Annotated in this window: 29 protein-coding genes; 16 read left to right on the top strand and 13 right to left on the bottom strand. The window is 76.8% G+C overall.

The window, feature by feature from the left end; translation table 11 throughout:
* The 3 genes from chrA to BUE37_RS10445 are packed head-to-tail and all read right to left on the bottom strand — an operon-like array spanning position 1 to position 2,359.
* Positions 1 to 1,416: a chromate efflux transporter gene (gene chrA / locus BUE37_RS10435; protein WP_245794492.1), complete on the bottom strand. Its 1,416-nt coding sequence runs from the start codon at positions 1,414 to 1,416 to the stop codon at positions 1 to 3.
* Between the two features lie 17 nt (positions 1,417 to 1,433).
* Positions 1,434 to 1,865 (bottom strand): chromate resistance protein ChrB domain-containing protein, encoded by a 432-nt coding sequence (locus BUE37_RS10440; RefSeq protein ID WP_073420122.1) that lies wholly within the window; start codon positions 1,863 to 1,865, stop codon positions 1,434 to 1,436.
* Positions 1,862 to 2,359: a Chromate resistance protein ChrB gene (locus BUE37_RS10445; RefSeq protein WP_073420123.1), complete on the bottom strand. Its 498-nt coding sequence runs from the start codon at positions 2,357 to 2,359 to the stop codon at positions 1,862 to 1,864. Before BUE37_RS10445 ends, BUE37_RS10440 begins: the two co-directional genes overlap by 4 nt.
* Positions 2,360 to 2,460: 101 nt before the next feature.
* Here BUE37_RS10445 and BUE37_RS10450 point away from each other — a divergent pair, with 101 nt between their 5' ends.
* Positions 2,461 to 3,027: a dihydrofolate reductase family protein gene (locus tag BUE37_RS10450; protein ID WP_073420124.1), complete on the top strand. Its 567-nt coding sequence runs from the start codon at positions 2,461 to 2,463 to the stop codon at positions 3,025 to 3,027.
* A 3-nt stretch (positions 3,028 to 3,030) separates the two neighbouring features.
* On the opposite strand, the gene BUE37_RS10455 is transcribed toward BUE37_RS10450, so the two are convergent.
* Complete coding sequence (locus BUE37_RS10455; RefSeq protein WP_073420125.1) at positions 3,031 to 4,002, bottom strand: sulfotransferase; 972 nt, start codon at positions 4,000 to 4,002, stop codon at positions 3,031 to 3,033.
* A gap of 77 nt (positions 4,003 to 4,079) precedes the next feature.
* On the opposite strand from BUE37_RS10455, the gene BUE37_RS10460 reads away from it, so the two are divergent.
* The 4 genes from BUE37_RS10460 (at position 4,080) to BUE37_RS10470 (ending at position 6,194) form a co-directional block, all read left to right on the top strand.
* Entirely contained in the window at positions 4,080 to 4,991 is a 912-nt protein-coding gene (locus BUE37_RS10460) for a glycoside hydrolase family protein (RefSeq protein WP_073420126.1), read from the top strand.
* An 87-nt stretch (positions 4,992 to 5,078) separates the two neighbouring features.
* Entirely contained in the window at positions 5,079 to 5,159 is an 81-nt protein-coding gene (locus BUE37_RS24970; protein ID WP_425283680.1) for a putative leader peptide, read from the top strand.
* A 73-nt stretch (positions 5,160 to 5,232) separates the two neighbouring features.
* Complete coding sequence (locus BUE37_RS10465; protein ID WP_073420127.1) at positions 5,233 to 5,784, top strand: cysteine dioxygenase; 552 nt, start codon at positions 5,233 to 5,235, stop codon at positions 5,782 to 5,784.
* Positions 5,781 to 6,194, top strand: coding sequence for a rhodanese-like domain-containing protein (locus BUE37_RS10470; protein WP_073420128.1), 414 nt, complete (start codon positions 5,781 to 5,783; stop codon positions 6,192 to 6,194). Before BUE37_RS10465 ends, BUE37_RS10470 begins: the two co-directional genes overlap by 4 nt.
* A gap of 54 nt (positions 6,195 to 6,248) precedes the next feature.
* Here BUE37_RS10470 and BUE37_RS23800 read toward each other — a convergent pair whose 3' ends face one another.
* Genes BUE37_RS23800 through BUE37_RS10480 form a run of 3 tightly spaced genes read right to left on the bottom strand, consistent with a single transcriptional unit; the run spans position 6,249 to position 8,547 of the window.
* Complete coding sequence (locus BUE37_RS23800; RefSeq protein WP_175562843.1) at positions 6,249 to 6,425, bottom strand: hypothetical protein; 177 nt, start codon at positions 6,423 to 6,425, stop codon at positions 6,249 to 6,251.
* A gap of 9 nt (positions 6,426 to 6,434) precedes the next feature.
* Positions 6,435 to 7,475: a glycosyltransferase gene (locus tag BUE37_RS10475; RefSeq protein ID WP_073420129.1), complete on the bottom strand. Its 1,041-nt coding sequence runs from the start codon at positions 7,473 to 7,475 to the stop codon at positions 6,435 to 6,437.
* Positions 7,476 to 7,485: 10 nt separating this feature from the next.
* Positions 7,486 to 8,547, bottom strand: coding sequence for a glycosyltransferase family 9 protein (locus BUE37_RS10480; protein WP_073420130.1), 1,062 nt, complete (start codon positions 8,545 to 8,547; stop codon positions 7,486 to 7,488).
* A 77-nt stretch (positions 8,548 to 8,624) separates the two neighbouring features.
* On the opposite strand from BUE37_RS10480, the gene BUE37_RS10485 reads away from it, so the two are divergent.
* From BUE37_RS10485 to BUE37_RS10495, 3 genes are read left to right on the top strand one after another with little or no spacing between them, the layout of a single operon-like run.
* A complete protein-coding gene (locus BUE37_RS10485; RefSeq protein WP_073420131.1) occupies positions 8,625 to 9,881 on the top strand; it encodes a glycosyltransferase in 1,257 nt (418 codons plus the stop codon).
* A 16-nt stretch (positions 9,882 to 9,897) separates the two neighbouring features.
* Positions 9,898 to 11,682, top strand: coding sequence for a glycosyltransferase (locus BUE37_RS10490; protein ID WP_073420132.1), 1,785 nt, complete (start codon positions 9,898 to 9,900; stop codon positions 11,680 to 11,682).
* Between the two features lie 59 nt (positions 11,683 to 11,741).
* A complete protein-coding gene (locus BUE37_RS10495; protein WP_073420133.1) occupies positions 11,742 to 12,530 on the top strand; it encodes a hypothetical protein in 789 nt (262 codons plus the stop codon).
* Here BUE37_RS10495 and BUE37_RS10500 read toward each other — a convergent pair.
* Both BUE37_RS10500 and BUE37_RS10505 read right to left on the bottom strand, forming a co-directional pair.
* Positions 12,527 to 12,973 carry a hypothetical protein gene (locus tag BUE37_RS10500; protein ID WP_073420134.1) on the bottom strand — a complete coding sequence of 149 codons (447 nt, stop codon included), beginning with the start codon at positions 12,971 to 12,973 and terminating at the stop codon, positions 12,527 to 12,529. The two genes, BUE37_RS10495 and BUE37_RS10500, sit on opposite strands and share 4 nt — an antisense overlap.
* Before the next feature lie 95 nt (positions 12,974 to 13,068).
* Positions 13,069 to 14,151 (bottom strand): zinc-dependent alcohol dehydrogenase, encoded by a 1,083-nt coding sequence (locus BUE37_RS10505; protein WP_245794494.1) that lies wholly within the window; start codon positions 14,149 to 14,151, stop codon positions 13,069 to 13,071.
* A 144-nt stretch (positions 14,152 to 14,295) separates the two neighbouring features.
* On the opposite strand from BUE37_RS10505, the gene BUE37_RS10510 reads away from it, so the two are divergent.
* The 6 genes from BUE37_RS10510 to BUE37_RS10530 all read left to right on the top strand — a co-directional run bounded on the left by BUE37_RS10510 (position 14,296) and on the right by BUE37_RS10530 (position 19,702).
* Positions 14,296 to 14,703, top strand: coding sequence for a YciI family protein (locus BUE37_RS10510; protein ID WP_073420721.1), 408 nt, complete (start codon positions 14,296 to 14,298; stop codon positions 14,701 to 14,703).
* Positions 14,700 to 15,917 (top strand): RNA polymerase sigma factor, encoded by a 1,218-nt coding sequence (locus BUE37_RS10515; protein ID WP_245794496.1) that lies wholly within the window; start codon positions 14,700 to 14,702, stop codon positions 15,915 to 15,917. The genes BUE37_RS10510 and BUE37_RS10515 overlap by 4 nt, the downstream gene beginning before the upstream one ends.
* Positions 15,918 to 15,999: 82 nt before the next feature.
* Complete coding sequence (locus BUE37_RS23805) at positions 16,000 to 16,170, top strand: hypothetical protein (RefSeq protein ID WP_175562844.1); 171 nt, start codon at positions 16,000 to 16,002, stop codon at positions 16,168 to 16,170.
* A 46-nt stretch (positions 16,171 to 16,216) separates the two neighbouring features.
* Positions 16,217 to 17,359: a glutathione-independent formaldehyde dehydrogenase gene (locus BUE37_RS10520; RefSeq protein ID WP_073420135.1), complete on the top strand. Its 1,143-nt coding sequence runs from the start codon at positions 16,217 to 16,219 to the stop codon at positions 17,357 to 17,359.
* Positions 17,360 to 17,443: 84 nt separating this feature from the next.
* A complete protein-coding gene (locus BUE37_RS10525; RefSeq protein WP_073420136.1) occupies positions 17,444 to 18,655 on the top strand; it encodes a zinc-dependent alcohol dehydrogenase in 1,212 nt (403 codons plus the stop codon).
* A gap of 42 nt (positions 18,656 to 18,697) precedes the next feature.
* Positions 18,698 to 19,702, top strand: a complete 1,005-nt coding sequence (locus tag BUE37_RS10530; RefSeq protein WP_073420137.1) for a phosphotransferase — start codon at positions 18,698 to 18,700, stop codon at positions 19,700 to 19,702.
* Here the strand turns inward: BUE37_RS10530 and BUE37_RS10535 are convergent, their stop codons facing one another.
* From BUE37_RS10535 to BUE37_RS24455, 3 genes are read right to left on the bottom strand one after another with little or no spacing between them, the layout of a single operon-like run.
* Positions 19,703 to 20,344: an acetate uptake transporter family protein gene (locus tag BUE37_RS10535; RefSeq protein ID WP_073420138.1), complete on the bottom strand. Its 642-nt coding sequence runs from the start codon at positions 20,342 to 20,344 to the stop codon at positions 19,703 to 19,705.
* Positions 20,341 to 20,826, bottom strand: coding sequence for a hypothetical protein (locus BUE37_RS10540; protein WP_073420139.1), 486 nt, complete (start codon positions 20,824 to 20,826; stop codon positions 20,341 to 20,343). Before BUE37_RS10540 ends, BUE37_RS10535 begins: the two co-directional genes overlap by 4 nt.
* Positions 20,823 to 23,270 (bottom strand): molybdopterin oxidoreductase family protein, encoded by a 2,448-nt coding sequence (locus BUE37_RS24455; RefSeq protein WP_245794498.1) that lies wholly within the window; start codon positions 23,268 to 23,270, stop codon positions 20,823 to 20,825. Before BUE37_RS24455 ends, BUE37_RS10540 begins: the two co-directional genes overlap by 4 nt.
* A gap of 110 nt (positions 23,271 to 23,380) precedes the next feature.
* Here BUE37_RS24455 and BUE37_RS10550 point away from each other — a divergent pair, with 110 nt between their 5' ends.
* Entirely contained in the window at positions 23,381 to 23,797 is a 417-nt protein-coding gene (locus tag BUE37_RS10550) for a phage holin family protein (protein ID WP_073420140.1), read from the top strand.
* Positions 23,798 to 23,820: 23 nt separating this feature from the next.
* Here BUE37_RS10550 and BUE37_RS10555 read toward each other — a convergent pair whose 3' ends face one another.
* Positions 23,821 to 24,924, bottom strand: coding sequence for an L-dopachrome tautomerase-related protein (locus BUE37_RS10555; protein WP_073420141.1), 1,104 nt, complete (start codon positions 24,922 to 24,924; stop codon positions 23,821 to 23,823).
* Between the two features lie 267 nt (positions 24,925 to 25,191).
* Between BUE37_RS10555 and BUE37_RS10560 the strand changes: the two genes are divergently transcribed.
* Entirely contained in the window at positions 25,192 to 26,163 is a 972-nt protein-coding gene (locus BUE37_RS10560; protein ID WP_073420142.1) for a bacteriorhodopsin, read from the top strand.
* The last annotated feature ends 2 nt before the right edge of the window (positions 26,164 to 26,165 follow it).

The raw sequence follows: 26,165 nt of genomic DNA on the forward strand, positions 1-26,165 counted from the left end.
TCAGCCGAGGGGCAGCCCCGCCAGGCCCGCCGCCAGCCCCAGGACGGCGCAGACGGCGAGCGTGCGCAGCACCGACCAGCGCACGCGGAACAGCAGGACCGCGGCGACGAGCGCGACCACCAGCGGCACCCAGCGCAGGGTGGCCGGGTCGGGCAGCTCCAGCGCGAGCGGCCCGGCGGTCACGGTCTCGGAGAACAGCGTGTGGACGGCGAAGTACAGCCCCAGGTTCGCGATGACGCCGACGACGGCGGCGGTGATCCCGGTCAGCGCCGCCGACAGCGACCGGTTGCCGCGCAGCCGCTCCATGTAGGGGGCGCCGAGCAGCACGAACAGGAAGCTCGGCACGAACGTCACCCAGGTGACCAGCAGCGAGGCGAGGACCGCGGCCACCCACGGGTCGAGCGCGCCGGGGGCGCGGTACGCGCCGAGGAACGCGACGAACTGCACGACCATGATCAGCGGACCGGGTGTCGTCTCGGCCAGCGCGAGGCCGCGGACCATCTCCCGCGGCTGCAGCCAGCCGTAGACGTCGACGGCCTGCTGGGCGACGTAGGCCAGCACCGCGTAGGCGCCGCCGAAGGTGACCACCGCCGCGCCGGAGAAGAAGAGCCCCTGCTCGGTGAGGACGCTCCCCGTCCCGGTGAACAGCGCGACCGCCGCGACCGGCAGGCCCCACACGACCAGGCCGGCGACGAGCACCCGCAGTGTGCGGCGGGTCGTGGGCGCCTCGTGGTGCAGCACGTCGTCGGAGATCACCGGCGGCGGGCCGGCGTCGGGCCCGTCGGCCGCCTTCCGCTGCGGCAGCGCCGCGGGCCGCCACCGGCCCAGGGCCCAGCCGGCGACGCCGGCGAGCGCGACGACGAGCGGGAACGGCACGCCGAACAGGGCGAGCGCGAGGAAGGCGGCCACCGCGATCGCGACCAGGGCGCGGCTGTCCAGCGCCTTCTTCCCGACCCGGATGACGGCCTGCACGACGATGGCCAGCACGGCCGCCGCCAGCCCGGTGAACAGCGCGGTGATCGCCGTGGTGTCACCGAAGGCGACGTAGACCGCGGAGAGCACCAGCAGCGCGACGACGCCGGGGAGCACGAACAGGCCGCCGGCGACCAGCCCGCCGCGGGTGCCGTGCAGCAGCCAGCCGACGTAGGTGGCCAGCTGCTGGGCCTCCGGGCCGGGCAGCAGGGTGCAGTAGTTGAGCGCGTGGAGGAACCGGCGCTGGCCGATCCACCGCTTCTCGTCGACCAGGGTCCGCTGCATGACCGCGATCTGGCCGGCCGGGCCGCCGAAGGTCTGCAGCGAGATGAGGAACCAGGCACGGACGGCGGTGCGGAACGGGACGCCGCGCTGCTCCGGGGCGGCGGCGGACACCGGGTCGGTCGCGGGGTGGGTCGCGGGGTGGGTCGCGGGGTCGGTCACGCGGGTCTCCGTCGGGGTCAGGCCGGTTCGCGGCCGAGCAGCAGGCGGCGGCGGATGAACTCGTAGAGGCCGTCGAGGAGCGGGCCGGACACCGCGAGCGTGCGCTCGTCGTCGCCGGTCATCGACAGGCCGCGCATCAGGACGTCGAGGCCGGGCGCCTCGGGGGCGTCGAAGCGGCCGTCGTCGAGGTCGGCCTCGTGCACGATCTCGCCGATCCGCTCGAGCACGGGGTCGTCGAGGCCGTGGACGCGCAGGATCGTCTCGAACGAGCAGTCGCCGCCCACGTGACCGAGCGCGACGCCGCGCATGTCGAAGGGCGTGGCGTCGGCGGGGACGTCGGCCGGGTCGGTGACGAAGACGAACTCCGCGGCCGGGTCGACGAAGCGGCGGATGAGCCAGGCGCAGGCGGCCCGGTCGACGTGGATGCCCGCGCGCGTCGCCCACCTCACGACCGGCTCCCCCGCCCGGCCGCCACCGGGTCGCCGGCGGCCTCGGCCAGCGCGCGCAGCGCCGCCGCGGCGGCCTCCCGCTCGGGCGGCGGGAAGAAGTCGCGCCGGCCGACGGCGCGCCACTCGGCCCGCAGCCGGCGCAGCGCGCGGGCCCGCTCGGCGGCCGGGGCGGTGCGCGCGGCGGCGCACTCCCCGGTCAGCGCCCGGTACTCCTCCGCCCGCGCCGCGGCCATCCCGGCCGCGAGCTCCCGCTCCTGCGCCGCGGTGCCGGGCCGCGCCGTCCAGATGCCGGCGGTGCCGCCGGCCGCGAGGACGTCGTCGGCCAGCCACTCGAGCGACTCGCGGGTGCGCGCGTCGGCGGGCAGGGCCACGACGCCGTCGCCGAGCTGGGCGACGCCGAGGCGGCGCAGCCGGCGCCACAGCGTCGTCCGCGGCCCCGACGGCTCCCGGGGGAGGCGGTAGGCGAGCAGCACCCACTCCCCGACGGCGGCCATGCGGTGATGCAACCACGGTTGCACCGCACGTGTCCAGCCGCGTCAGGCCCGTCGCGCCGGGAGCACCGATGACTCCGCGGCGCGGGAGCGGTCGGTACCGCATGACCCTCGTCATCGGCGACGTCACCGTCTCCCTCGACGGCCTCGTGACCGGCCCCGACGGCGTCGAGGCGATCCACGCCTGGGCGCTCGCGAGCACCGACCCGGTCGACCGCGGGGTGCTGCGCCGGCACGCCGCGGCCTCGGGCGCGGTGGTCATGGGCCGGCGCACCTTCGACGACGTCGAGCGGGGGTGGACCGACGGGATGGGCTACGGCGCCGCCGAGGACGCCCGGCCGCCGTTCTTCGTCGTCACCACCGACCCCCCGGCGGCCCACCGCCTGCAGGACAGCCACTCCTTCACGTTCGTGACCGGCGGCCCCGCGGCGGCGCTCGAGCGGGCCCGGGCGGCCGCCGGCGACCGCGACGTCTTCGTGATGGGCGGCGGCGCGCTCGTCGGCTCCTGCCTGCGCGACGGGCTGCTCGACGAGCTGCGCCTGCACGTGGCGGACGAGGTGCTGGGCTCGGGGACGCCGCTGTTCGCCGGCGTCGGCCGGCACCGGCTCACCCGCACCGCCGTCGAGGTGTCCCCGGTGTGCACCCACCTCACCTACCGGGTCACGCGCTGAGCCTCACGCCGGGCGGCGGGAGCGGAAGTCGCCGCGGCCGGTGTCGCGGCGCCAGTCGTCGAACGACTCGCCGGTGACCTCCTCGAGCAGCGCGATGTCGGGCAGCAGCGGCGCGAGCACCGCGCGGCGCACCTCCACCGGCATCGGCGGGCGCGGCGCCCGGCCGGCGTGCAGCGCCGCCAGCAGCGGCCGGGAGGCCTGCCGCCACACCCGCGGCGGCGCGTACGCGCCCAGCGCCGCGCCGGCCCGCGCCAGCCGGGACAGCACCCGGTGGCGCGGGGTGTCGGCGACGTGGGGCTTCACGTTCTCCGGCGGCACGGCGTGCGCCACGCCGCGCTCGACGCCGAGATGGTCGCTGACCCGGTCCAGGGTCTCGTCGGGGCTGTCGACGAGCTGCCGGTAGCGCAGCACCAGCACCTGCTCGCGGGGCAGCACGGTGAAGAGGTCGCGCAGCTGCTCGCCGTAGCGGCCGAGGCCCCGGTAGTGCCAGAACGGCGCCCACCCGGCCGCCACCCGCTGCTCCTCCCGCTCCACCGCCCGCGCGAAGTCGGCCTCGGGCTCCAGGCCGTCGGCGCGCAGGTGCACCCAGTTCGACCACGCCCGGTCCACCGGGTCGCGCACGACCACCACGACCCGGACGTCCGGCACGTCGGCGGCGAGCCGGCGCTGCGCGGCCCGGTCGTGCAGGTAGAACGGCGTGCTCTCGCCGCGGACCGTGCCGGCGGGCGCGCCGTCGAACAGCGCCAGGTACTGCTCCCGCCGCCAGATCCACTCCCGGGCGCTGTGCGCGTCCCCGGGCCCGCGCTGGCGCGCGCGGGGCGGCGGGCGCCCGTCGGTCAGGTAGTACTTGGGCTCCTTCACCGGGGACAGGTACAGCCCCGGGTGCGTGGCCAGGGCGGCGTGCAGCGCCGTCGTCCCGGCCTTGGGCGCGCCGGCGATGACGAACTGCGGCAGCCGGTCGGCGTCGGTGCTCATCGGTCCCCTCCCTGCCCGCGGTGGACCGCGGTGTACACACGGGGAGGCCCGCCCCCTCCCCCGAACGGAGCCGCCGCGTGACCGCGTCCGCGCCCCGCCCGCCCGCACCGGGCCCCTTCTGGTCGGACGCGGCGGTCGTCGTCGAGCCGGAGGACCCGCGCCCCGGCTCGTGGGCCGGCGGCCCGTCCGCGCAGCTCGTCGACGGCACCTGGTGGCTGGCGTACCGGCTGCGCCGCCCGGTCGGCGAGGGGCGCGGCTTCGGCAACGTGGTGGCCCGCTCCGACGACGGCGTGCACTTCGCGCCGGTGGTCGCCGTCGGCAAGGACCGCTTCGGCGCCGAGTCGCTGGAGCGCCCCGCGCTCGTGCACACCCCCGACGGCCGCTGGCGGCTCTACGTCAGCTGCGCGACGCCCGGCACGAAGCACTGGCGGGTCGACCTGCTCGAGGCGGCCACCGTCGAGGACCTGGCCACGGCCGAGGCGCGCACCGTGCTCCCCGGCAGCGCCACCGAGGCGCCGAAGGACCCGGTCGTGCGCTGGGACGGCACGCAGTGGCACCTGTGGGCGTCGGTGCACCCGCTCGACGACCCCGACGCCACCGACCGGATGACCACCGAGCACGCCACGAGCCCCGACGGCGTCACCTGGACCTGGCGGGGCACCGCGCTCGCCGGCACGCCCGGCACCTGGGACGCCCGCGGCACCCGGTTCAGCACCGTGGTCCTCGACGGCTCGCGGACCTGGGCGCTGTACGACGGCCGGGCCACCGCGGAGGAGAACTGGGAGGAGCGCACCGGCCTCGCCGTGCACGACGGCGAGCTCGGCTTCCGCGCCGCCGGGGACGGGCCGTACCTGGCGAGCCCGCACGCCCCGCACGGGCTGCGGTACGCCGACGTCGTCGCGGTGCCCGGCGGCGACGCCCGCTGGTTCTACGAGGCCACCCGGCCCGACGGCGCGCACGAGCTGCGCACGGTGCTGCTGCCCGCCTGAACCGGCGCCGGGGTCCGCTCGCACGCGGCAATCCCTACCAGACCGGTCGACTTGACACACAATGCGGATCCGGGGTCGGATGGACCCGTGGCACCCGCCCTGACGCTCACCCGCCGGTCCGCCGTGGACCTGCTGCGGGTCGCCAGCGCGCTGTGTCCGGCCGCCTGAGCACCCAGCCGCCCGCTCCTCCCCCGCGCCGCCTCACCGGGTCCCGGCGCGCCCCCCGCTCAGGAGAACTCCCGTGACCGCCCTGCTGCCCCCGGCCGCACGCACCACCGCCCGCACCACCGTCGCCCGCACCACCTCGGCCGCCGCCGTCGCCGCCGCGCTGCTGGCCGCCGCCGACGCCTGGCTCCCCCGCGTCGAGTACCGCCCGTCCAGCCGCTGGACCGGGCTGCTCCCGACCGACGAGGCCGCCGCGCTCGTCGACCCGTCCCTGCACGACGACCTCGCCGCCGCCCAGGTGTGGCTGCTCACCTGGCTGCCCGGCCAGGGCACGCCGCTGCACGACCACGGCGGGTCGGCCGGGGCGTTCGCCGTCGTCGGCGGGGTGCTCACCGAGGAGGTCGTCGGCGGGCCGGTCGGCGCTGTCCGGCAGGCCGCCACGGAGCTGTGGGCCGGGCGGGTGCGCCCGTTCGGCCCCCACCACGTGCACCGGGTGACCAACCGGGGGACGCTGCCTGCCGTGAGCGTGCACGCCTACACCCCGCGCCTGTCCTCGATGAGCACCTACGCGCTCGAGGGAGGTGTGCTGCTGCGCACCGGCACCGAGCGCGCCGGCGTCGACTGGTGAGCGGCACCCGCCCGCCGGGCGCCAAGAGCGTCGACCAGCTGCTCGAGGAAGCCCGTTCGCGGATCACCCGGGTGACGCCCGCGGAGGCCGCCGAGCGGGTCGCCGCCGGGGCGGTGCTCGTCGACATCCGGCCGCAGTCGCAGCGGGACGCCGAGGGCGAGGTGCCCGGCGCCCTGGTCGTCGAGCGCAACCACCTGGAGTGGCGGTTCGACCCGGAGAGCGACGCGCGGGTGCCGCAGGCCACCGGCTACGACGTCGACGTCGTCGTGCTGTGCCAGGAGGGCTACACCTCGAGCCTCGCCGCCGACGCGCTGCGCACGCTGGGCCTGTCGAAGGCCAGCGACGTCATCGGCGGGCACCGCGCCTGGGTGGCCGACGGGCTGCCCTCCACCGGCGGATCCGCCGGCTGAGCCCGGTCCGGGGACGGCGGCGCGTTGACGGAGCCGCCGTCGTCCCCGGGCCGTTCAGCTCTTGCTCTTGCCCTGCGCGGACGAGTGCTCGTGCCGGTCGTCGCCCTTCCGGACGTGGTTCGTCTGCTTGGAGGCGCCGGTGGTCACGCCCGCCTCGCTGGGCGACAGGCCCTCCTTCTTCGCCTGACGTGCGGCGGCTCGCTGGGCGTCGGCGTCGTTGTTCTTGCTCATGGCCGCGGGTTACCCGGCCGCGCCGCCCGCCACGCCGGAGAGGACGGCGTAGGTCCGCCGGGCCATGAGCCCGGCGCCGAGGTCGCGCACCGCCCGCGCCCGGGCCCGGGCGCCGAGGTCGGCCCGCCGCGCCGGGTCGGCGAGCAGCCCGCCGATCGCCCCGGCCAGCGCCCCGGCGTCGTCCACCGGCACCACGACCACGTCCTCCCCCGCCACCCGCCGGACCTCCCCGACGTCGGTGCTCACGCACGGCAGCCCCTCGGCCATCGCCTCGACGAGCACCAGCGGCCCGGCCTCCACGCGCGAGGAGACGACGAACAGGTCGAGGTCCGCGAGGAAGGCGCGCGGGTCGTCGACCCAGCCGGGGAAGGTGACCGGCAGTCCGGCGGCGGCCGCGCGCAGCGCCTCGCCGTCGCGCCCGGCGCCGCCGATGACCGCCTCGTACGGCACGTCGAGCCGGCGCAGCGCGTCGAGCAGCACGTCGAAGCCCTTCTGCGCGGTCAGCCGCCCGAAGGCGCCGATCCGCGGCACGGGGCGGCCGGCCGGGCCCGCGGGGTCGGCGGGCAGGTCGGCGCCGTTGGGGACCACGTGCGCCCGCGCGGGGTCGACGCCGAGCTCGCCGACGAGCTGCCCGCGCCCCTCCGTCGACGGGCTGATCACGCCCGCCATCCGCCGGTACAGCCCGCGCAGCGCCGCCCGCTCCTCCCCCGCCCGCGTGTCGCCGACGAGGTGCAGCACGCCGACGGTGGGCGCGACGTCCTGCGCGGCGGCCACGGCGGCGGCGTTGGACGCGGGGTCGACGAGGTTGACCACCACGACGTCGGGGCGCTGGGCGGCCAGCGCCGCCCGCACGGCCGGGGCGTCGTCGGCGTGCCGGCTCAGCGGGACGACGGCTCGCTCGACGGGGAACGCGGCGAACCCCTCGGCCACCGGCTCCGAGACGACCAGGGCCGCCGTGGCGCCGTGCTCGTCCGCCCGGCGCAGGTGGTGGGTCAGCCACACCTCCGCGCCGCCCCACCCGCTGGAGTCGGCGACGAACGAGACCCTCACGACGCCGCCCTCACGATGCGGCCAGCTCGCGCGCCGCGCCGGCCACGGCGGCGGGCGGAACGGTGAGCGCGCAGCGGAACTCGATGGGGCAGGCCAGGTGCGGGCAGGGCGCGCAGGCGACCGTCGGGGTGAGCGCGCGGTGCCGCGGCCCGGGGTGCGCCCAGCGCACCGGGTCTCCCGGCAGGAAGACGGTCACGCTGCGGGCGCCGACGGCGGCGGCCAGGTGCGCGGAGCCCGTGTCGTTGCCCACGAGGACGGCGCTGTCGCGCAGCAGCGCGGCCAGCCCGCCGAGGCTCGTGGCGCCCGTGAGGTCGACCGCGGGCGCGCGCATGGCGGCGACCACGCGGGCGGAGATGTCCCGCTCCCCCGGCACGCCGGTGACGACGACGGCCAGCCCGTCGGCGGCCAGCGCGTCCCCGACGGCGGCGTAGCGGTCGACCGGCCAGCGGCGGGTGGGCGCGGAGGCACCGGGGTGCAGGACGGCGTAGCGGCCGGGCTCCAGGCCGTGCGCGGCGAGCGTGGCGGCGTGCTCGGCCTCGTCGCCGGCGGTGAGCGGGAAGCCCATGACCGCCTCGCCACCGGGCGGCAGGCCGAGGTGCTCGAGCAGCGCGACGTGCCGCTGCGCCTCGTGCAGGTGCAGCGGATAGCGCAGGTGCAGCGCCTCGCTCCCGGCCGGCGGGTCCCAGCCGGTGGGCGCGAAGCCGCCGGTGAGCCGGGCGCCGAGCGCGGCGGTCACCCGGTTGGCGGCGGGGCGGTCGCCGTAGGCCTGCAGCGCGAGGTCGAACCGGCGCTCCCGGGCGGCTGCGGTGAACGGTGCCCAGCCGGCCTCGTCGACCGGCCCGTCGGGGATGCCGGGCGCCCCGGGGAAGGCCAGCAGCTCGTCGACGGTGCCGCCGAGCCGCTGCACCACGGGCGCCATCCGGCCGAAGGTCACCAGGGTGACCTCGACGTCGGGGCGCGCGGCACGCAGCCGGCGCAGCGCCGGGACGGTGCACAGCAGGTCGCCGAGGCCCACCCGCAGCCGGACCAGCGCGAGGCGGCGGACGGCGGGGTCGGCGAGCGGGGCGGTCACCCGCGCCCCCTTCCCGTGTGTGCCGTGCCCTAACCCGTGGTGCACTACGGGTCCCCCCAGAGACGGAGGTCCCCTGCGTGTCCCGCCCTGCCGCCGGTCCCCTGCACGTGCTGCGCCTGTGCAGCGTCTTCGAACCGCCGGCCGCCCGGGCCGCCACGGCACCCGGGGCGCTCCCCGGTGAGCTCGACGCCCGCGCGGCGCGGTTCGACCCCATCGGCGGCATGCAGAACCACACGGCGACGCTCACCCGCTGCCTCGACGCCCAGGGACTGCGCCAGACCGTGGTCACCTCCCGGCTCGCCGGCCCGCGAGGGGTCACCCCGCTGGGCGACGGCGCCCGCGTGCACCGCACCGGTCTGCGGGTGACGCGGCTGCGGCAGCTGTGGGCGCTGTCGGGCCTGCGCACCGTGCTGCGCGCGGGCCGCCGGGCGCCGGTCGACGTCGTGCACGCCCACCAGGGCGAGGACCTCGCCACCCTGCCACTGGCCCGGCTCGCGGCCCGGGTGCACGGGGTGCCGCTGGTGGTGACCCTGCACTGCAGCGTCGGGCACACGCTCACCGGCCGGGGCCCGCGGGTGCGGCTGCTGCGGGCGGTGGGCGGCTGGATCGAGCGCAGCACGCTGCGCCGGGCCGACGCCGTCGTCGTGCTCACCGGGCGCACCGCGGCAGCGGTCCTGCAGGACGGCGTGGCGGCCGAGCGGCTGTCCACCATCCCCTCGGGCTTCGACCCGGCGCTGTTCACCGGCCGCGACGGCGACGTCTTCCCCGGCACCCCGCGGCCGCGCATCGGCTACGTCGGGCGCCTGGCGCCGCAGAAGGACCCCGCCACGCTGGTGCGCGCATTCGGGCGCATGCGGGAGGAGGCGTCGCTGGTGGTCGTCGGCGACGGACCCGACCGGGCGCTGGTGCACCGGCTGGCCGCCGAGAGCCCCGCGGCCGGGCGGATCACGCTGGCCGGCTTCGTCGAGCACGCGCGGGTGCCCGCGGTGCTCGCCTCCCTCGACCTGCTCGTCCTGCCCTCGGCCTACGAGGAGATGGGCTCGGTGCTCACCGAGGCGATGGCCGCGGGGCTGCCCGTGGTGGCCAGCGACGTCGGCGGCATCCCCGAGGTGGTCCGGCACGGGCAGACCGGCCTGCTGGTGACGCCGGGCGATCCCGACGCCCTCGCCGCGGCGCTGGACCGGGTGGTGGCCGAGCCGGCCCTGCGGGCGCGGCTGGCCGCGGGCGCCCGGGCCCGCTCGGCCGACTACGGCTGGCCGGCGCTGGCCGCGCGGGTGGCCGCCGTCTACGACCGCAGCCTGGGCGTGGCGCCCGACCTCGAGCCCGCTGCGTGACCCCGCGGGTCGCTGCGTGACCCCGCGGATCGCGGTGCTCGTGCCGGTGCACGAGCAGGCCGCGTACCTGCCCCGGGCGCTGGAGTCGCTGCTCGCGCAGGAGGTGACCGGCTGGGAGGCGGTCGTCGTCGACGACGGGTCGCGCGAGCCGGTGACGGTCCCCGCCGACCCGCGGCTGCGGCTGGTGCGCACCGGGGACAACCGGGGGCTCGGCGCAGCGCTCAACCGGGCGCTGGACGAGACCACCGCGCCGATCGTCGCGTACCTGCCCGCCGACGACGTCTGGTCACCGGACCACCTCGCCGCCCTGCTCGACGCCCTGTCCGACCCCGCGGTGGTGCTCGCCCGCGCCGAGCTGGGTGAGCCGGCCGGCACCCCGTACGCGCAACTGGTGCAGGTGGCGCACCGGCGCACCGGCGACCGCTGGACCGAGCGCGCCGAGCTGGAGACCGACGACCTCGACCGGCTGATGTGGTCGCGGGTGGCCGCGCGCGGCGCCACGGCCGGCACCGGCCGGGTCACCTGCGCGTGGGCCCGGCACCCCGGGCAGCGGTCTCGGGCGATCCGGGCGTCGTCCGACGGCGGCCTCAACGTCTTCCGCAGCCGCTACCGGGTGCCGCATCCGCTGCGCTTCGCCTCCACCGACGGCACCGACGTGGACGAGGTCGCCCGCTACGCGCGGTTCCGCGAGCGCTCGTACGGGCCGGCCGCCGACGGACTGTCGGTGCTGCTCGCCGGTGAGCTCGCGTTCAACCCCGAGCGGGTGCTGGCGCTCGCCGAGCGGGGCCACCGGCTCTCCGGGCTGTGGACGACCGACGGCCTCGGCGACTCGACCGTCGGCCCGCTGCCGTTCGGGCACGTCGCCGACCTCGACCGCGACCGCTGGGAGGACGCCGTCCGGGAGCTCGACCCCGACGTCGTGTGGGCGCAGCTCAACTGGCGGGCGGTGCCGCTGGCGCACCGGCTGCGGGCGGCGTTCCCCTCCCTGCCGTTCGTGTGGACGTTCAAGGAGGCGCCGCAGCGCAGCCTGGTCCGCGGCGAGTGGCCGATGCTCGCCGACCTGGTGTGCGGCGCGGACGCGGTGCTGCTGGCCACCGAGGAGGAGCGCGACTGGTTCGCCCTCGCGCTGGCCGGCCGGGTCGACCCCGCGCGGCTCGGCGTCCTCGACGGCGACCTGCCCAAGCGCGACTGGCTGGACGCGCCGCCGTCGCCCCGGCTGTCGGACGCCGACGGGCAGCCGCACACCGCCGTCGCCGGCCGGCCCTCCGGCCTCGACCTCGAGTGGGTGCTGGCGCTGGCCGACCGCGGCGTGCACGTGCACCTCTACGGGCAGGTGCGGGCGCCCGGCGCGACCGGCTCGTGGACCGGCTGGCTCGACGAGGCGCTGGCCCGCGTGCCCGGCTTCGTGCACGTGCACCCGGCGGTGGGGCCGGAGGACTGGGTGCGCGAGCTGTCCCGCCACGACGCCGGGTGGCTGCACCGCTTCGACTCGGCCAACGGCGGCGACCTGCGGCGGGCGAGCTGGGACGACCTCAACTCCCCCGCCCGGCTGCCGGTGTACCTGGCCGCGGGGCTGCCGCTGCTGCAGCAGGCCAACCCGGGCTCGACGGTGTCGGTGGAGCGGGTGCTCCGGGAGGACGGGACCGGCCTGTTCTACCGCGACGCCGACGACGTGGCGGCCGCGCTGCACGAGGAGGTGGCCGGCCGGGCCGGGCACCGCGCGGCGCTGGCGGCGCGGGAGCGGCACGTCTTCGACGCCCACGCCGACCGCCTCGTCTCCCTCTTCCGCTCCCTCCTCTGAGGGCCTTCGTCGCGCTGTCGGCCCACCGGACTGTCGGTGGGCGCTCCTACCGTGCGGGCATGGGCGAGCTGCGGTGGGCGGTGACCGACGGACCCGACGGGACGGCGGCGGTCGCGCTGCCCGACGACGCGGCGGCGGCGCGGCTGCTCGCCGAGCAGGCGCCCGGCGGGTTCTGGTGCGCGCGGGAGGCCGGCGGCTGCGGCGGGCGGCTCGCGGTCGACGCCGACGGCGCCCGGCCCGCCTTCGTGCACGCCGGCACCGCCCGCTGCGCCCTCGTCCGGCGGGAGGGCGCGGCCGAGCGCGGCTACGAGCCGCTGCGCTACCGGCGCCCGCTCGTCGCCTGGCTCGCCGGCCAGGGCCTTCCCCCGCGGGTGTCCACCCTGCCCGGGCGCACCGGCCTGCACGTGGCGCTGCCCGGCGCGGTGCTGGAGGTGCAGCTCGCGCCGGTGTCCGACCTGGCGTGGCGGGCGCGCGACGACCGGCTGCACCGCGAGGCCCGCTCGGTCACCTGGCTCCACGGCCCCGGCGCCGACCTCGCCGCCGCCACCGAGGCCGGCGTGCGCGGCGCGGCCCTCGTCCTGCGCCGGCAGAACCGGGGGCTGCTGATCGGCGTCCGGGACGCGGGGGGCGGCGTCCGCTGGGTCCGGGCGTCCGCCTGCCGGGTGGGCCCCGACGGCGTCGAGGCGCCCGGGCTGGCCGAGGCGCGCGCCGCGCACGGGCGGCGGGCGGCGGCGCGGCAGGACGCGGCGCGCCGGGCGGCCCGGCAGGCCGCGCGCTGGTCGTCGCGCACCGGCGCGGTGCCGTGGGACGTGCGCACCGGCACGCTGCCGTTCCCGGCCGCGGGCTAGGAGGGGACGCCGGTCCGGTCGTCGGCGCCGGCCGGGGACGACGGCCCGGGTGGCTCCGGCCTCGACTCCGGCGCCGGCCCCGGGTCCGGCTCCGCCGACACGGTGGTCCGGCCGCGCCCGGGCAGGTGCACGTGCGGCAGGTGGACACGCGGCAGGTGCAGCGCGGGCACGTTCGGGTGCGGCAGACGCGCCACGAGCCCGGCCGGCAGGTGCACGTGCGGGAGGTGCAGGTGCGGCCGCCCGGCAGGCTCCCCGTCCCCGTGCTCCTGCCAGTGCGCGAGCGTCGTCATCCACCCGTGGCGGATGGCCCGCTGGTGCGCCCGGACCGCGGCCTGCGGTGCCCGGTGGTCCCGCTCCCACCTCGCCGTGTTGCTCCGTGCCATGGCGGTGACCGCCCCGGTCACGACGACGAAACCGAGCACGCTGACGACGACCCAGACCATGGCGGCCTCCCCTGGCCACCCCGCGCAGCCCGGTGCCCCGGCGTCCGCGGAGGTGTCCGGAGGATCCCGCCGATCCCGTTCCGCCACAAGTCGGTTCAGAACCGCAGCACCGCCTGCAGCGGCGGAGCCGGCAGCCGCCGCCCGGCGAGGTCGGCGAGCAGCGCCGGCCCCTCGTCGAACGGGACGACGTCGGTGACCAGGTGACGCCGGACGTCGTCGCCGCGCTCGCGCAGCAGGTCGAGGGTGACCGCGGCCAGCGCGGCCCGCGGCCACGCCGGCGCCATCCCGCGCGGCACCCGGCTGATCTGCGCGCACACCACCGACAGGCCGTCGTGGTGGAACTCCTCGCCGAGGCGTACTGCGCCGGCCCCGCCCTGGTAGAAGCCGAGGTCGACCACCACGCCCTGCGGGCGCAGCGCCTTGAGCCCGGTCGCGAGCGCGGTGTCGTGGCCGCGGCACTGCAGCACCAGGTCGGCGCCGGCGTCGCCCGGGCCGTGCCGCCACCGCTGCTTGACCTCCGCCCACGCGTCGCCGTCGACGGTGGCCAGCCCCAGCGCCTCGGCGACCGCGCGCCGCTGCGGGGAGGGCTCGGCGACGACGACGTCGGCCGCCCCGTGCCGCACCGCCAGCAGCGCCGACAGCAGCCCGATGACGCCGGCGCCGGTGACCAGGACGTGCCGGCCGCGGACGCCGTCGCCCACACCCCCGCCCGGCCCGGCGAGCTGCGCGGTGGCGTGCAGCAGCCCGTTGACGCAGATCGGGCCCATCTGGGCGAGGTAGACGCCGAGCAGCGGGTCGAGGTCGTCGGGGACGGGCAGCACCGGGACGGCGGACGGGTCGGCGCAGCGGCCGGTGCGGTGCCCGTAGGCCATGGCCACCCGGCTGCCCTCCACCAGGTCGGGCGTCCGGCTCTCGGTGATGACGCCGACCTCCATGTAGCCCAGCCGCAGCTCCGGGTAGCCGGCGACCGGGCCGGCACCGAACGCGCGCAGGTCGGGGTCCCAGCCGACGGCGTGCTGCGGGTCGGTGCCGCGCACCAGCGCCACCTCGGTGCCGGCGCTGACCCCGCTGTACTCGGTGCGCACCCACGCCTGCCCGGGCCCGGGGTCGGGTTCGTCGGTCTCCAGGACCGCCGGCTCGCCGGGGGCCACGACGCCGATCGTGCGCACGGTCCTCACGGTGCGCACCGTGCCGTCGGCGTCCCGCCGCCGCAATCCGGGGCCCGCACGGAGATCCCCCCGGCAGGATGTCGAGAACGCGGGTGCGGCTCCGTCCCCGGGGTGTCCGCGACCGAGACGGTCGCCCGATCCGAGGAGTACCCCATGGCCAAGTACCTGCTGCTCAAGCACTACCGCGGCGCGCCGGCGGCGGTGAACGACGTCCCGATGGACCGGTGGACGCCGGAGGAGGTCGACGCGCACATCCGCTACATGACCGACTTCGCCGACCGGCTGCGCGGGACCGGGGAGTTCGTCGCCGAGGCGGCGCTGGCGCCCGACGGGCTCTGGATCCGCTCCGACGGCGAGGGCCGCCCGCCGGTCACCGACGGCCCGTTCGCCGAGACGAAGGACCTGATCGCCGGCTGGATGATCATCGACGTCGACGGCCGCGAGCGCGCGATCGAGCTGGCTGGGGAGCTGTCGGCGGCGCCCGGGAAGGGCGGCGAGCCGATCCACGAGTGGCTCGAGGTCCGGCCCCTCTACGGCGAGCCGCCCCTCGTCACCGAGTGAGCGCCCCCCTGGACGACGCCGTGGACGACGCCGTGGACGACGCCGTGGACGACGCCGTGGACGACGCCGTGGACGAGGCCCTCGTGCGGGGCCTCGTCCCGGGGGTGATCGGCGTCCTCGTCCGCCGCGGGGCCGACTTCGCGGCGGCCGAGGACGCCGTCCAGGACGCGCTGCTGGAGGCGCTGCGGACCTGGCCCGCCGACCCGCCGCGGGACCCGCGCGGCTGGCTGGTCACCGTGGCCTGGCGCCGGTTCCTCGACGCCACCCGCGCCGACGCCGCCCGGCGCCGGCGGGAGGACCGCGTGGACGAGGAGCCGGAGCCGGGCCCGGTGCCGGCCGCCGACGACACGCTGCAGCTGTACTTCCTGTGCGCCCACCCGTCGCTGACGCCGTCGTCGGCCGTCGCGCTCACGCTGCGTGCCGTCGGCGGGCTCACCACCCGCCAGATCGCCCGCGCCTACCTCGTCCCCGAGGCGACGATGGCGCAGCGGATCAGCCGCGCCAAGCGCACCGTCGCGGGCGTCCGGCTCGACCGGCCCGGCGACGTCGGCACCGTGCTGCGCGTCCTCTACCTCGTCTTCAACGAGGGCTACTCGGGCGACGTCGACCTGGTCGCCGAGGCGATCCGGCTCACCCGGCAGCTCGCCGCCGCCGTCGACGACCCCGAGGTGGCCGGCCTGCTGGCGCTCATGCTGCTGCACTCGGCCCGGCGCGCCGCCCGGACCGCCCCCGACGGCCGCCTGGTGCCGCTGGCCGAGCAGGACCGCAGCCGCTGGGACACCGCGGCGATCACCGAGGGCGTCGCGGTGCTGCAGGCGGCCCTCGCCCGCGACCGGCTGGGCGAGTACCAGGCGCAGGCCGCGATCGCCGCCCTGCACGCGGATGCCCGGTCGGCGGAGGAGACCGACTGGGTGCAGGTGGTCGAGTGGTACGACGAGCTGCTCCGGCTCACCGGCAGCCCGGTGGTGCGGCTCAACCGGGCCGTGGCCGTCGGCGAGGCCGACGGTCCCCGCGCGGGCCTCGCGGAGCTGGCGGGGCTCGACCCCACCCTCCCGCGGTACACCGCCGCGGCCGCCCACCTGCACGAGCGCGACAACGACCTGGCGACCGCTGCGCGCCTCTACGCGCAGGCCGCCCGCGAGGCGACCGACACCGCCGAGCGCGACCACCTGGTGCGGCAGGCCGCCCGGCTGAACACGCTGTTCCGAGCCTGACGTGTTCAGGTCGCGCCCCGTCGGGTAGGGCACCACCGGGTCCGAACAGCGGCCTGCCTCGGTCCCGAGGAGAGGAGCAGTCATGACCTGGATCTGGATCGTCGTCGCCGTGGTCGCCATCGCCGCGGTCTACGGCGTGTGGATCGGCAACACCGTCCGGTGGACGAAGCGGAACGGGAACCTCGCCCGCCGCAGCCCGGGGATCTTCGGGCGCAGCTCCGAGGTCGACGAGTCCAACCGCACGCGCCGGTGACCCGGCGCGCGCTGCCCGCACCGTCCGAACTGGAGGCACCCCCCGCATGAAGGCCGTCGTCTACCGGGGCCCGCGCTCCGTCGCCGTCGAGGAGGTGCCGGACCCGCGGGTCCAGGCGCCCACCGACGCGCTCATCCGCATCACCACCACCAACATCTGCGGGTCCGACCTGCACATGTACGAGGGACGCACGAACGTCGAGGAGGGCAAGGTCCTCGGCCACGAGAACACCGGGATCGTCGAGGAGGTCGGGCCCGGCGTCGACCGGATCCGCGTCGGCGACCGGGTGTCGGTCCCCTTCAACATCGCCTGCGGCACCTGCCGCAACTGCCAGACCGGCTGGACGTCGTTCTGCCTGCGCGCCAATCCGACCGAGGGCATGGACGGCGCCGCCTACGGCTACGCCAACATGGGCCCCTACGACGGCGGGCAGGCCGAGTACCTACGGGTGCCGTGGGCCGACGTCAACCTGCTGCGGCTGCCCGAGGGCACCGAGCACGAGAACGACTTCACGATGCTGTCCGACGTCTTCCCCACCGGCTGGCACGGCGTCGAGCTGTCCGGCTTCCAGGTGGGCGACCGGGTGGCCGTGTTCGGCGGTGGGCCCGTGGGCCTCATGGCCGCGCACAGCGCGGTGATCCGCGGGGCGTCGCAGGTGTTCCTCGTCGACGAGGAGCCCGACCGGCTGCGGCTGGCGGAGTCCATCGGCGCCACCGCGGTCGACTTCTCCGCCGGCGACCCGGTGCAGCAGCTGCTCGAGGCCACCGGCGGGCGCGGCGTCGACCGCGGCGTCGAGGCCGTCGGCTACCAGGCGCACGACCCCTCCGGCGAGGAGCACCCCGAGCTGGTGCTCGACAACCTGGTGCAGGCCGTCCGCGCCACCGGCGGGATCGGCGTCGTCGGCGTCTACAACCCCTCCGACCCCGGCGCCTCCACCGACCTGGCCAAGGAGGGGCGCATCCCCTTCCAGTACGGCCAGTTCTTCACCAAGGGCCAGTCGATGGGCACCGGCCAGGCGCCGGTCAAGCGCTACAACCGGCAGCTGCGCGACCTGATCGTCGCCGGGCGGGCGCGCCCGTCGTTCATCGTCAGCCACGAGCTGCCGCTGGACCAGGCACCCGAGGGCTACGCCCGCTTCGACGCGCGCGAGGACGGCTGGACCAAGGTCCTGCTGCACCCCGCCGCCTGACGAAGGACCCCCCTGCCCCCCACGGTTCGCACGCTCGCCGCGGGCCCCTGCACGGGGGCCGGAAGACTCTCCAGGAGGAACACCGTGAAGGCAGTCGTGTGGCACGGCGTCGGGGACATCCGCCTCGACGAGGTGCCCGACCCCACCATCCAGGACCCGACGGACGCGATCGTCGAGATCACCGCCAGCGCCATCTGCGGCACCGACCTGCACTTCGTGCGCGGGACGATGTCGGGGATGGTCGAGGGCACGGTCCTCGGCCACGAGGCCGTCGGCGTCGTCCGCGAGACCGGTCCCGGCGTGCGCAACCTGCGCCCGGGCGACCGCGTCGTCATCCCCTCGACCATCGGCTGCGGGTACTGCTCGTACTGCCGCGCCGGCTACTACGCGCAGTGCGACAACGCCAACCCCAACGGCCCGTCGGCGGGCACCTGCTTCTTCGGCGGGCCGCAGACCACCGGCCCGGTCGACGGCCTGCAGGCCCAGTACGCCCGCGTGCCGTTCGCCAACGTCGGCCCGGTCTGGCTGCCCGAGGAGGTGGGCGACGACGCGGCGATCATGCTCAGCGACATCTACCCCACCGCCTGGTTCGGCGCCCGGCTGGCCGAGGTGGGCGACGGCGACACCGTGCTCGTGCTCGGCGCCGGCCCGGTCGGGCAGTTCGCCGTCACCAGCGCCTTCCAGCAGGGCGCCGGGCGGGTGCTGCTGGTCGACGACGTCGCGAGCCGGCTGGAGCAGGCGCGCGGCCGCGGCGCGGAGGTCATCGACTTCAACGCCGAGGACCCGGTCGCCGTCGTGCAGGAACTCACCGGCGGCACCGGCGTCGACCGCGTGATCGACGCCGTCGGCGTGGACGCGCAGCGGCCGAAGCGCGGGCCGGCGGCGGAGGCCGCGCAGGAGCAGGCGGAGCAGTTCGAGCAGGAGCGCTCGCAGGTGGCGCCGGACCAGGACCCGCACGGGGAGACGTACGTCCCCGGCGACGCGCCGAGCCAGTCGCTGCAGTGGGCGGTCGAGGCGGTGGCGAAGGCCGGGACGATCGGCGTGATCGGCGTCTACCCGCCGGACATGACCTCGTTCCCGACCGGCGCGGCCATGAACAAGAACCTGACCGTGAAGATGGGCAACTGCAACCACCGGCGGTACGTGCCGCACCTGCTCGACCTGGTGCGCACCGGCGCGATCGACCCGTCGACCGTGCTCACCCAGGTCGGCGACATGCCCTCGGTCCTCGACGCCTACGAGACGTTCGACCGGCGGGAGAGCGGCTGGACGAAGGTCGTTCTCGACCCGAGCTGACGGTGTCCTAGCGTCCGGCGCGTGCATCCTCACGCGCCGGACGTGACCGGTGCCGCCACCTGGCGGGACCCGGCGTGGCTCGACCCCGCCCTCGCGTGGGCGCGCGAGCGCCTCGCGCGGCTCGGGCGCACCGTCACCGATCCGCCGGAGCAGGTGCACGTGCGGGCCTGGTCGACGGCGGTCCGCATCCCCACCGACGGCGGCGTCGTCTGGCTCAAGTCGGTCGGCGCGGGGTCGGCGCAGGAGCCACCGCTGGCCGCGGCCCTGGGCGGCTGGGCCCCCGGCAGGGTGCTGGTGCCGCTGGCCGTCGACGCCGGCCGCCGCCTGCTGCTCCTGCCCGACGGCGGGACGACGCTGCGGGCCAGCGGCCGCGGTGGCGACCTCGGCGCCTGGGAGGCGCTGCTGGCCGACCACGCCCGCCTGCAGGTGGAGGTCGCGGCGCACGCGGACGAGATGGTGGCGCTCGACGTCCCCGACCTCCGCCCGGAGCGGCTGCCGGACCTCGCCGCCGCCCTGCTCGCCGACGACGGCGCGCTGCTCACCGGCACCCCCGACGGCCTGGACCCCGCGCTGCGCGACCGGCTGCGTACCGGGGCGGACGCGTACGCCGGGCTGTGCCGGGCGCTGGCCGCCGGGCCGGTGCCGGCGTCGGTGCAGCACGACGACCTGCACGACGGCAACGTCTTCGTCACCGGCGACGGGTTCCGCTTCTTCGACTGGGGCGACGCCTCGGTGGCGCACCCGTTCCTCACCCTGCTCGTGCCGCTGCGCGGAGCCGCCGCCGCGCTCGACCTGCCGCCCGGCTCCCCGGTGCTGCTGCGGCTGCGCGACGCCTACCTCGGGCCGTGGCGGCAGTTCGCCGAGGCTGCGGTGCTCCGCGAGCTGGCCGGCCTGGCGCTGCTGGTGGGCCCGCTCGCGCGGGCGCTGACCTGGCACCGGATCCTGCGCGCCGTCCACCCCGAGGAGGCCGCGCCGTGGCAGGCGAGCGTGCCGGGCTGGGTGGCCGAGTCGGTCGCCCCCGGCCCGCTGGACGGCGCCGCGGCCTGATCAGAGCTGCGGCCGCACCCCGGGCTCCCCCGCCACCCCGGACGGCTCGACGGCGGCCCGCGCCGGGCCCCGGCGGCCGAGCGGCAGCACGGTGCGGCCGTGCGACCCCTCCAGCTCGAGCGCCAGCGCGGCGTAGACCGCCAGGCCCCCGAGCGCGAGCCCGACCCAGCCGGCCGCCGACTGCCACGACGGCGAGCCGGTCAGCTCGTAGGCCCCGGTGACGGCGAACCGGACGCCGGCCAGGCCCATGACCGCGGCCGAGACCAGCTTGGCGCTCGCCGAGACCGCGGAGACCGCCATGGCGACGGCCGAGGTCAGCAGCAGGACGCCGAGCCCGGCGCTGACCGCGCCGGGCGGCGAGGTGTACGTGGTCAGCCCGACGACGCCCCAGGTCCCGGACAGGACACCCATGCCGGTGGCGGCCACGGGGTCGCGGGCGAGGAAGCCGACCACCGACGCCAGCAGCTGCAGCGGCACGGTGGCCGCCAGCGCGGTGAGGGCGGCGACCCGGCCCTCGGGGGGCGGCACCCAGCCGAGCTGAACGGCGGCGAAGGCCGTCGTCGCCAGCGCCAGGGCGAGGAAGCCGAGCGGGAGCGGGGTGGCGACGGGCCGGAGGACGACGCGCGTGCCGGCCTCGCTCACCCCGTCACCAGGACCTGCGTCGCGGACTCCTTGATGCGGCTGTTGGCCCAGCGGGCCTGGCGGAGGGTCTCCGGGTGGCACCGCCGCGCGAGGGCGAGCAGCTCGGTGTCCTCGAGGCCCTGCGCCGCCTGGGCGACCATCTCCCAGTCGACGGACACGCCGACGGCCGCGAGGTGGAGGCTGCGCAGGTCGCGCAGCAGGAGCAGGGCCGGGGCCGAGCGCCGCCCGAGGCGGTCGCTGACCGCCTCGTACAGCCGCGCGACCAGCCGCGGCTCGCCGGCGGGCTCGGGGTCGAGGTCGACGCCGTAGCGCGGGCCGAAGGGCGCGAGCCGGCGCACGTGGTCCTGTGACCAGCGGGCCAGGTCGCGGCCGAGGTGGAACAGCTCGTGGTCGGCCTCGTGCCGCTCGGCGACGGCCAGCAGCTGGTGCGCGAGGTGGTTCTCCGAGCGGTGCAGCTCCTCCAGTGCCAGGCCGAGGTTCACCGCGGACCTCCCGCGGCCGGCAGGGTCTCCTGCACCTCGGCGGCGGGTCCGCCGCGGGTCGGCGGGACGCCGCCGCGGGCGGGCGCGGAGGCGGTGGTGGTGGGTGCCGCGGACCGGCCGCGCCGCGACCAGCGCACCCGGCGCACCCGGGCGGCCGCCGTCTTGAAGATCGGCTGCTTGGAGGCGGCGTCCCAGTCGGTCGGCGTGAGCTCGTTGGCCGCCCGCCCCCGGCGGCCGGGCGCGTCCCAGTAGCCGTAGTGGAAGGGCAGGAAGACGACGCCGTCGCGGATGCCGCTGATCCGCAGCCGGGCCCGCACCCGCCCGCGCGGCGTCGTGACCTCGAGCAGGTCGCCCTCCCGCGCCCGCAGCCGGTCGGCGTCGCCGGGGGACATCTCCACCCAGACCTCCCGGGCGGCGGCCTGCAGCTGGGGCGCGCGGCCGGTCTTGGTGCGGGTGTGGAACTGGTAGAGCGTGCGGCCGGTGATGAGCGCGAACGGGTACTCGACGCTGGGCTCCTCGTGCGGCGGGAGGTACTCCGCGGCCTTGATGACCGCCTTGCCCGAGGGGTTCATCGCCCGGTACTCGTCGGGGTCGAGCGGGGCGCCGGTGAGCAGGTCGCGGCCGTAGCTCTCGCAGTACTCCGGGTCGGCGAAGAACCGCCCGTCCGCGTAGAGCCGCTCGGTGCCCTCGGGCGCCTCGTCGGTGCAGGGCCACTGGATGCCGCTGCCGCCGCGCAGCTTGTCGTAGGTGATGCCGGTGTAGTCGCAGGGCCGGCCGCGGCTGCACTCCTTCCACGCCTCGAAGGCGCCCTCGTAGTCGGACCACTTCACCAGCGGGGCGCCGTCCTTGTCCTGCAGGCCGAGCCGGTTCGCGAAGTCGATGAGGATGTCCATGTCCGGCCGCGCCTCGCCGGGCGGGTCGACGGCCTTCTCCGTCAGGTGCACGGTGCGGTCGGCGTTGGTGAAGGTGCCGGTCTTCTCCCCCCACGTGGCGGCGGGGAGGACGACGTCGGCCAGCTGCGCGGTCTCGGTCAGGAAGATGTCCTGCACGACCAGGAACAGCCGCTCCTGGGACAGGATCGACCGGATGCGGGCCAGCTCGGGCAGGGACACCGCCGGGTTGGTGCAGATGACCCAGAACATCCGGATCGACCCCTCCTCGAGGTACCGGAGCTGCTGCATGACGTGGGTCGGCGGGGCGTAGTGCGGGATGTGCGCCGGGTCGACGTTCCATATGCGGGCCAGGTCCTCGACGTGAGCGTCGTTGGACCAGTTCCGGAACGCCGGGAGGTCGCCGTCGGCGCCGGCCTCGCGGGTGTTCTCCGCGGTCGGCTGGCCGTTCATCTGCAGGATCCCGCAGCCGGGGCGGCCGAGCATGCCGCGCACCAGGTGCACGTTGTTGACCTGGACGGCGGCCGCGGTGGCCTGGTGGGACTGGTAGAAGCCCTGCAGCACCGTCGACAGCAGCCGCTCGGCGGTGCCGATGACGCGGGCGGCCTCGCGGATCCGGTCGGCGGGGACGTCGCAGATGCCGGCGACCACGTCGGGCGGGTACTCCGCGACGCGCTCGGCCAGCTCGTCGAACCCCACCACGTGGGCGTCGAGGTACTCCCGGTCGATCCACCCGTTGCGGACGATCTCGTGCAGCAGGCCGTTCATCAGGGCGACGTTGGTCCCCGGCCGGGGGGCGAGGTGGACGGTCGCCGCCCGCGCCACCGGCGTCTCGCGCGGGTCGACGCAGACGACCCGCGGCGGGTTCGGGCCGGCCAGCCGGTCCAGCACCCGCGTCCAGGTGACCACCTGGGTCTCGGCCATGTTGTGCCCGTAGAGGCAGATGACGTCGGCGGAGTCGATGTCGGCGTAGGAGCCGGGCTGGCCGTCGCTGGCGAAGGACTCCTTGAGCGCGGCGGCCGCCGTCGCGGTGCACAGCCGCGTGTTGCCGTCGACGTGGATGGTCCCGATGCCGCCGTGCGCGATCAGGCCGAGCGTGTAGTAGTCCTCGAGGAACAGCTGGCCGGTGTTGTAGAAGCCGATCGACCCCGGCCCCCGCTCGTCGAGCAGCTCCCGGGTGCGCCGGACGACGAGGTCCATGGCGGTGTCCCAGTCGGTCTCGACGAGCCGGCCGTCCCGGCGCACCAGCGGGCGGGTCAGGCGCTCACGCGAGCCGTTCGCCTGCCAGCCGTAGAGGTCCTTGGGGTCGAGGCGGCCGCGGTTGACCCGGTCGACCGCCCGGCCCCGGACCCCGACGATGCGGCCGTCCTTGACCGCGACGTCCATCGCGTCGCCGTTGCTGTGCAGGATCGACGCCGCCTGCACCCACCGGTCGACGTCGTCCTCGCCGACCCCGTCGGCGAGGTGCTGGTCCACCCGCGTGGGCCACTCCTCCCCCGGCCCGTACGGGGTCCGCGTGCCCCAGGGTTCGGCGATCCGGTCGACTCGTGGCACGGCTGCTCCTCGATGGGGTGTGCGGGCTCCCGCCGGGTGCCCGGGCGGGGACGGGGACGTGTGGTGGCGGCTCGCCGGTTCCGGCCGGGACCGCGGGGTAGTCCGCGCTCATGACCGAGAGCCCCCCGCCGGCGAGCCAGTCGGCCGCCGACCTCCTGCAGTCGCTGACCGACGACGTCATGACGCTGGTCCGCGACGAGGTCGCCTCGGCCCGCGCCGAGATCGCCGCCAGGGCGCGGCGCGCGGGGCGGGCCGGCGCGCTGCTCGGCGGCGCCGCGGGCCTCGGCGTCCTGGCGGTGGGCACCTCCAGCGCCCTGCTGGTCCGGCTGCTCGAGCGCCGGCTGTCCCCGCCCGCCGCGGCCGCGGTGGCCACCCTGCTGTACGGCGGGGGTGCCGCCGCCCTGGCGGCCACGGCGCGCGAGGAGCTGCGCCGGGTCGGGTCGCTGCTGCCGGAGCGGACCGCGGCCAGCGTCCGGGAGGACCTCCGGGCCGCCACCCGGAGCGCCTCCCGGGAGGGGCCCGCCTGAGGGACGCCGGCCCCGGGCCACGGTCAGAGCAGCCGGACCGGGCCGGCGTCGACCGGCGTCCGGAACAGCACGTAGGGACGGCGGCGCTGGTCCTCACCGCCGCGGTACCTCGCCTGCCGGTACAGCTGGTTGGCCGTGACGTACAGGTGCCCGTCGGCGGCCACGGACATGGTGTCCGGCCACAGCAGCCGCGGGTCGTGCACCACGGTCTCCCAGCTGCCGTCGGGCAGCCGGCGGTGGATCGCGTCGTGCTCGCCGTCGGTGACGTAGAGCCGGCCGGCGTCGTCGGTCTCCATCCCGTCGCCGGCGCCGCCCTTGTCCCCCTCGTCGAGCACGGTGGCGGCCACCGCGTCGTCGTCGAGGGAGCGGTCGAGCAGCGCGTCGACGGCGACGCTGTACCACCGCCGGGAGGCCAGCGGGCACCAGTACAGCCGGCTGCCGTCGGCGGCGATCGCGATGCCGTCGGCGCCCATCGTCACCGGCGCGGTCGAGCCGTCCTCCGAGCGCTCGCAGAAGGTCTGCCCCTCGACGACCATCCGCAGGTCCGGCGGCGTCAGCGCCTTGGTGCCCGGGTGCTCGTGCAGCCGCCGCCAGGACTCCCCCGACGCCAGGTCCACCACGATGACGGCGTTGGGCCCCTGGTCGGCGGAGTCGGTGATGAACGCGGCCCCGGCCTCCCCGCGCCGCAGGTCGAAGCGGACGTCGTTGAGGTAGGTGGTCTCCAGCGCGACGTCGGCCGGGAAGGTGATCGTCTGCACGACCGTGTCGGTGGCGAGGTCGACGCAGACCAGCTTCGGCCCGCCGGGCGACGTGGGCCGGAACACCGGGCTGCCGGTGTCGAGCACCCACAGCCGGTCGGCCGGGTCGACGACGACGCTCTGCACGCTGACGAAGCGCTCGGCGTCGTCGTCGGACCGGCTGTCGTTGGACTCCTGCGACGGGTAGGCCACCACCTCGCCGTCGCGCAGCTCCCCCACGGTGAACGCGACGTCGTCGCCCCACTCCGGGTAGCAGACGAACACCCGCCCCGTGTGCGAGACGGTGACGCCGGTGGGCATGGCGTCGTCGAAGAGGTGGACGACCTCCAGCTCGCCGAGGGCCTCGGAGACGGCCGGCTGCCCGCTCACCGGGCCACCCCGGCGACGAGGTGTCCGATGCCATCGGGCCGTGTCGGGTGGGAGAGCGCCACGGGTGCCTCCAGGGCCGTCCGGCGGTGTGCACGCCTCGTCTCGGCCGCGCACCGTCCGGCCTCGCGCCCCTACCCGGGAGGCGGAACCGGACACGCCGGGTGGCGGAACGGAGAAGTCCGGATCGCCTGCGGTGGGGTCGCGCGCGACGGGTAGGCCCGACCGGGGTCGAGCCGTGACCCGCCGCCCTGCCCGGAGGTCCCCCTCGTGTTCGACACGCCCACGCCCGAGCTGCAGACGATGCCGCTCGGTCTGTACGACCTGGTGACCTACGCGATCGTCGCGGCCGGGTTCGCGCTGTTCGCCTACTTCCTCTACTCGTGGAACAGCACGGGCGAGGTCGGCGTCCGCTACCGCCCGGCCGTGCTCGCCGGCCTCTGCATCGCCGGCGTCGCGGCGCTGTCCTACCTCGTGCTCTACACCAAGTGGGACACCGGCTTCGACCTCGTGGGCGGCGTCTACGAGCCCAACGCCGAGGCCCGCTCGACCCTCTATCCCCGCTACGTCGACTGGTCGGTCACCGTCCCGCTGCTGACCGCCGAACTGCTCGCCGTCTGCTCGATCGCCGGCGCCCGGGCACGCGGCCTGCGGCTGCGCACCATGACCGCGGCGTTCCTCATGATCCTCACCGGGTTCCTCGGCTCCCAGGTGCTCGCCCAGGGCCGCGACGTCACCGCGCTGGTCGTGTGGGGCCTGATCAGCACCGCGTTCTACGCCTACCTCTACGTCGCCCTCATCGGCGCGGTCCGCGCGTCGATGTCCTCGATGGGCGTCGAGGCCGGACGGAGCCTGCGCAACGCCGCTCTCGTGCTGCTGGGCACCTTCGGCGTCTACCCGCTGGTGTACGCCGTGCCGGTGTTCGTCGACGTCACCCCGGCCTGGCTGGCCGGCATGCAGGTGGCCTACTCCGCCGCCGACGTGCTGGCCAAGGTCGGCTTCGGCGTGCTGGTGCACAAGGTGGCCAAGCTGCGGACCGCCGAGGACGTCGCCGCCGGGGTCGACACCCACCCCGAGTCGGTGTGGGTCAGCAGCGTCCGGCACAGCGAGGCCGTGCTGCCCGACCCGCGGAGCGAGCACCGCACCACCCGCTTCGCGGGCAACACCGTCGACGACGCCCCGGTGTCCGCCGCCGCCGACGCCCGGCACGGGGCGACCCGGACGACGACCGGCCGGAGCTGACC

This window comes from Geodermatophilus nigrescens (assembly GCF_900129495.1).
In the GTDB taxonomy this organism is placed as follows: Bacteria; Actinomycetota; Actinomycetes; order Mycobacteriales; family Geodermatophilaceae; genus Geodermatophilus; species Geodermatophilus nigrescens.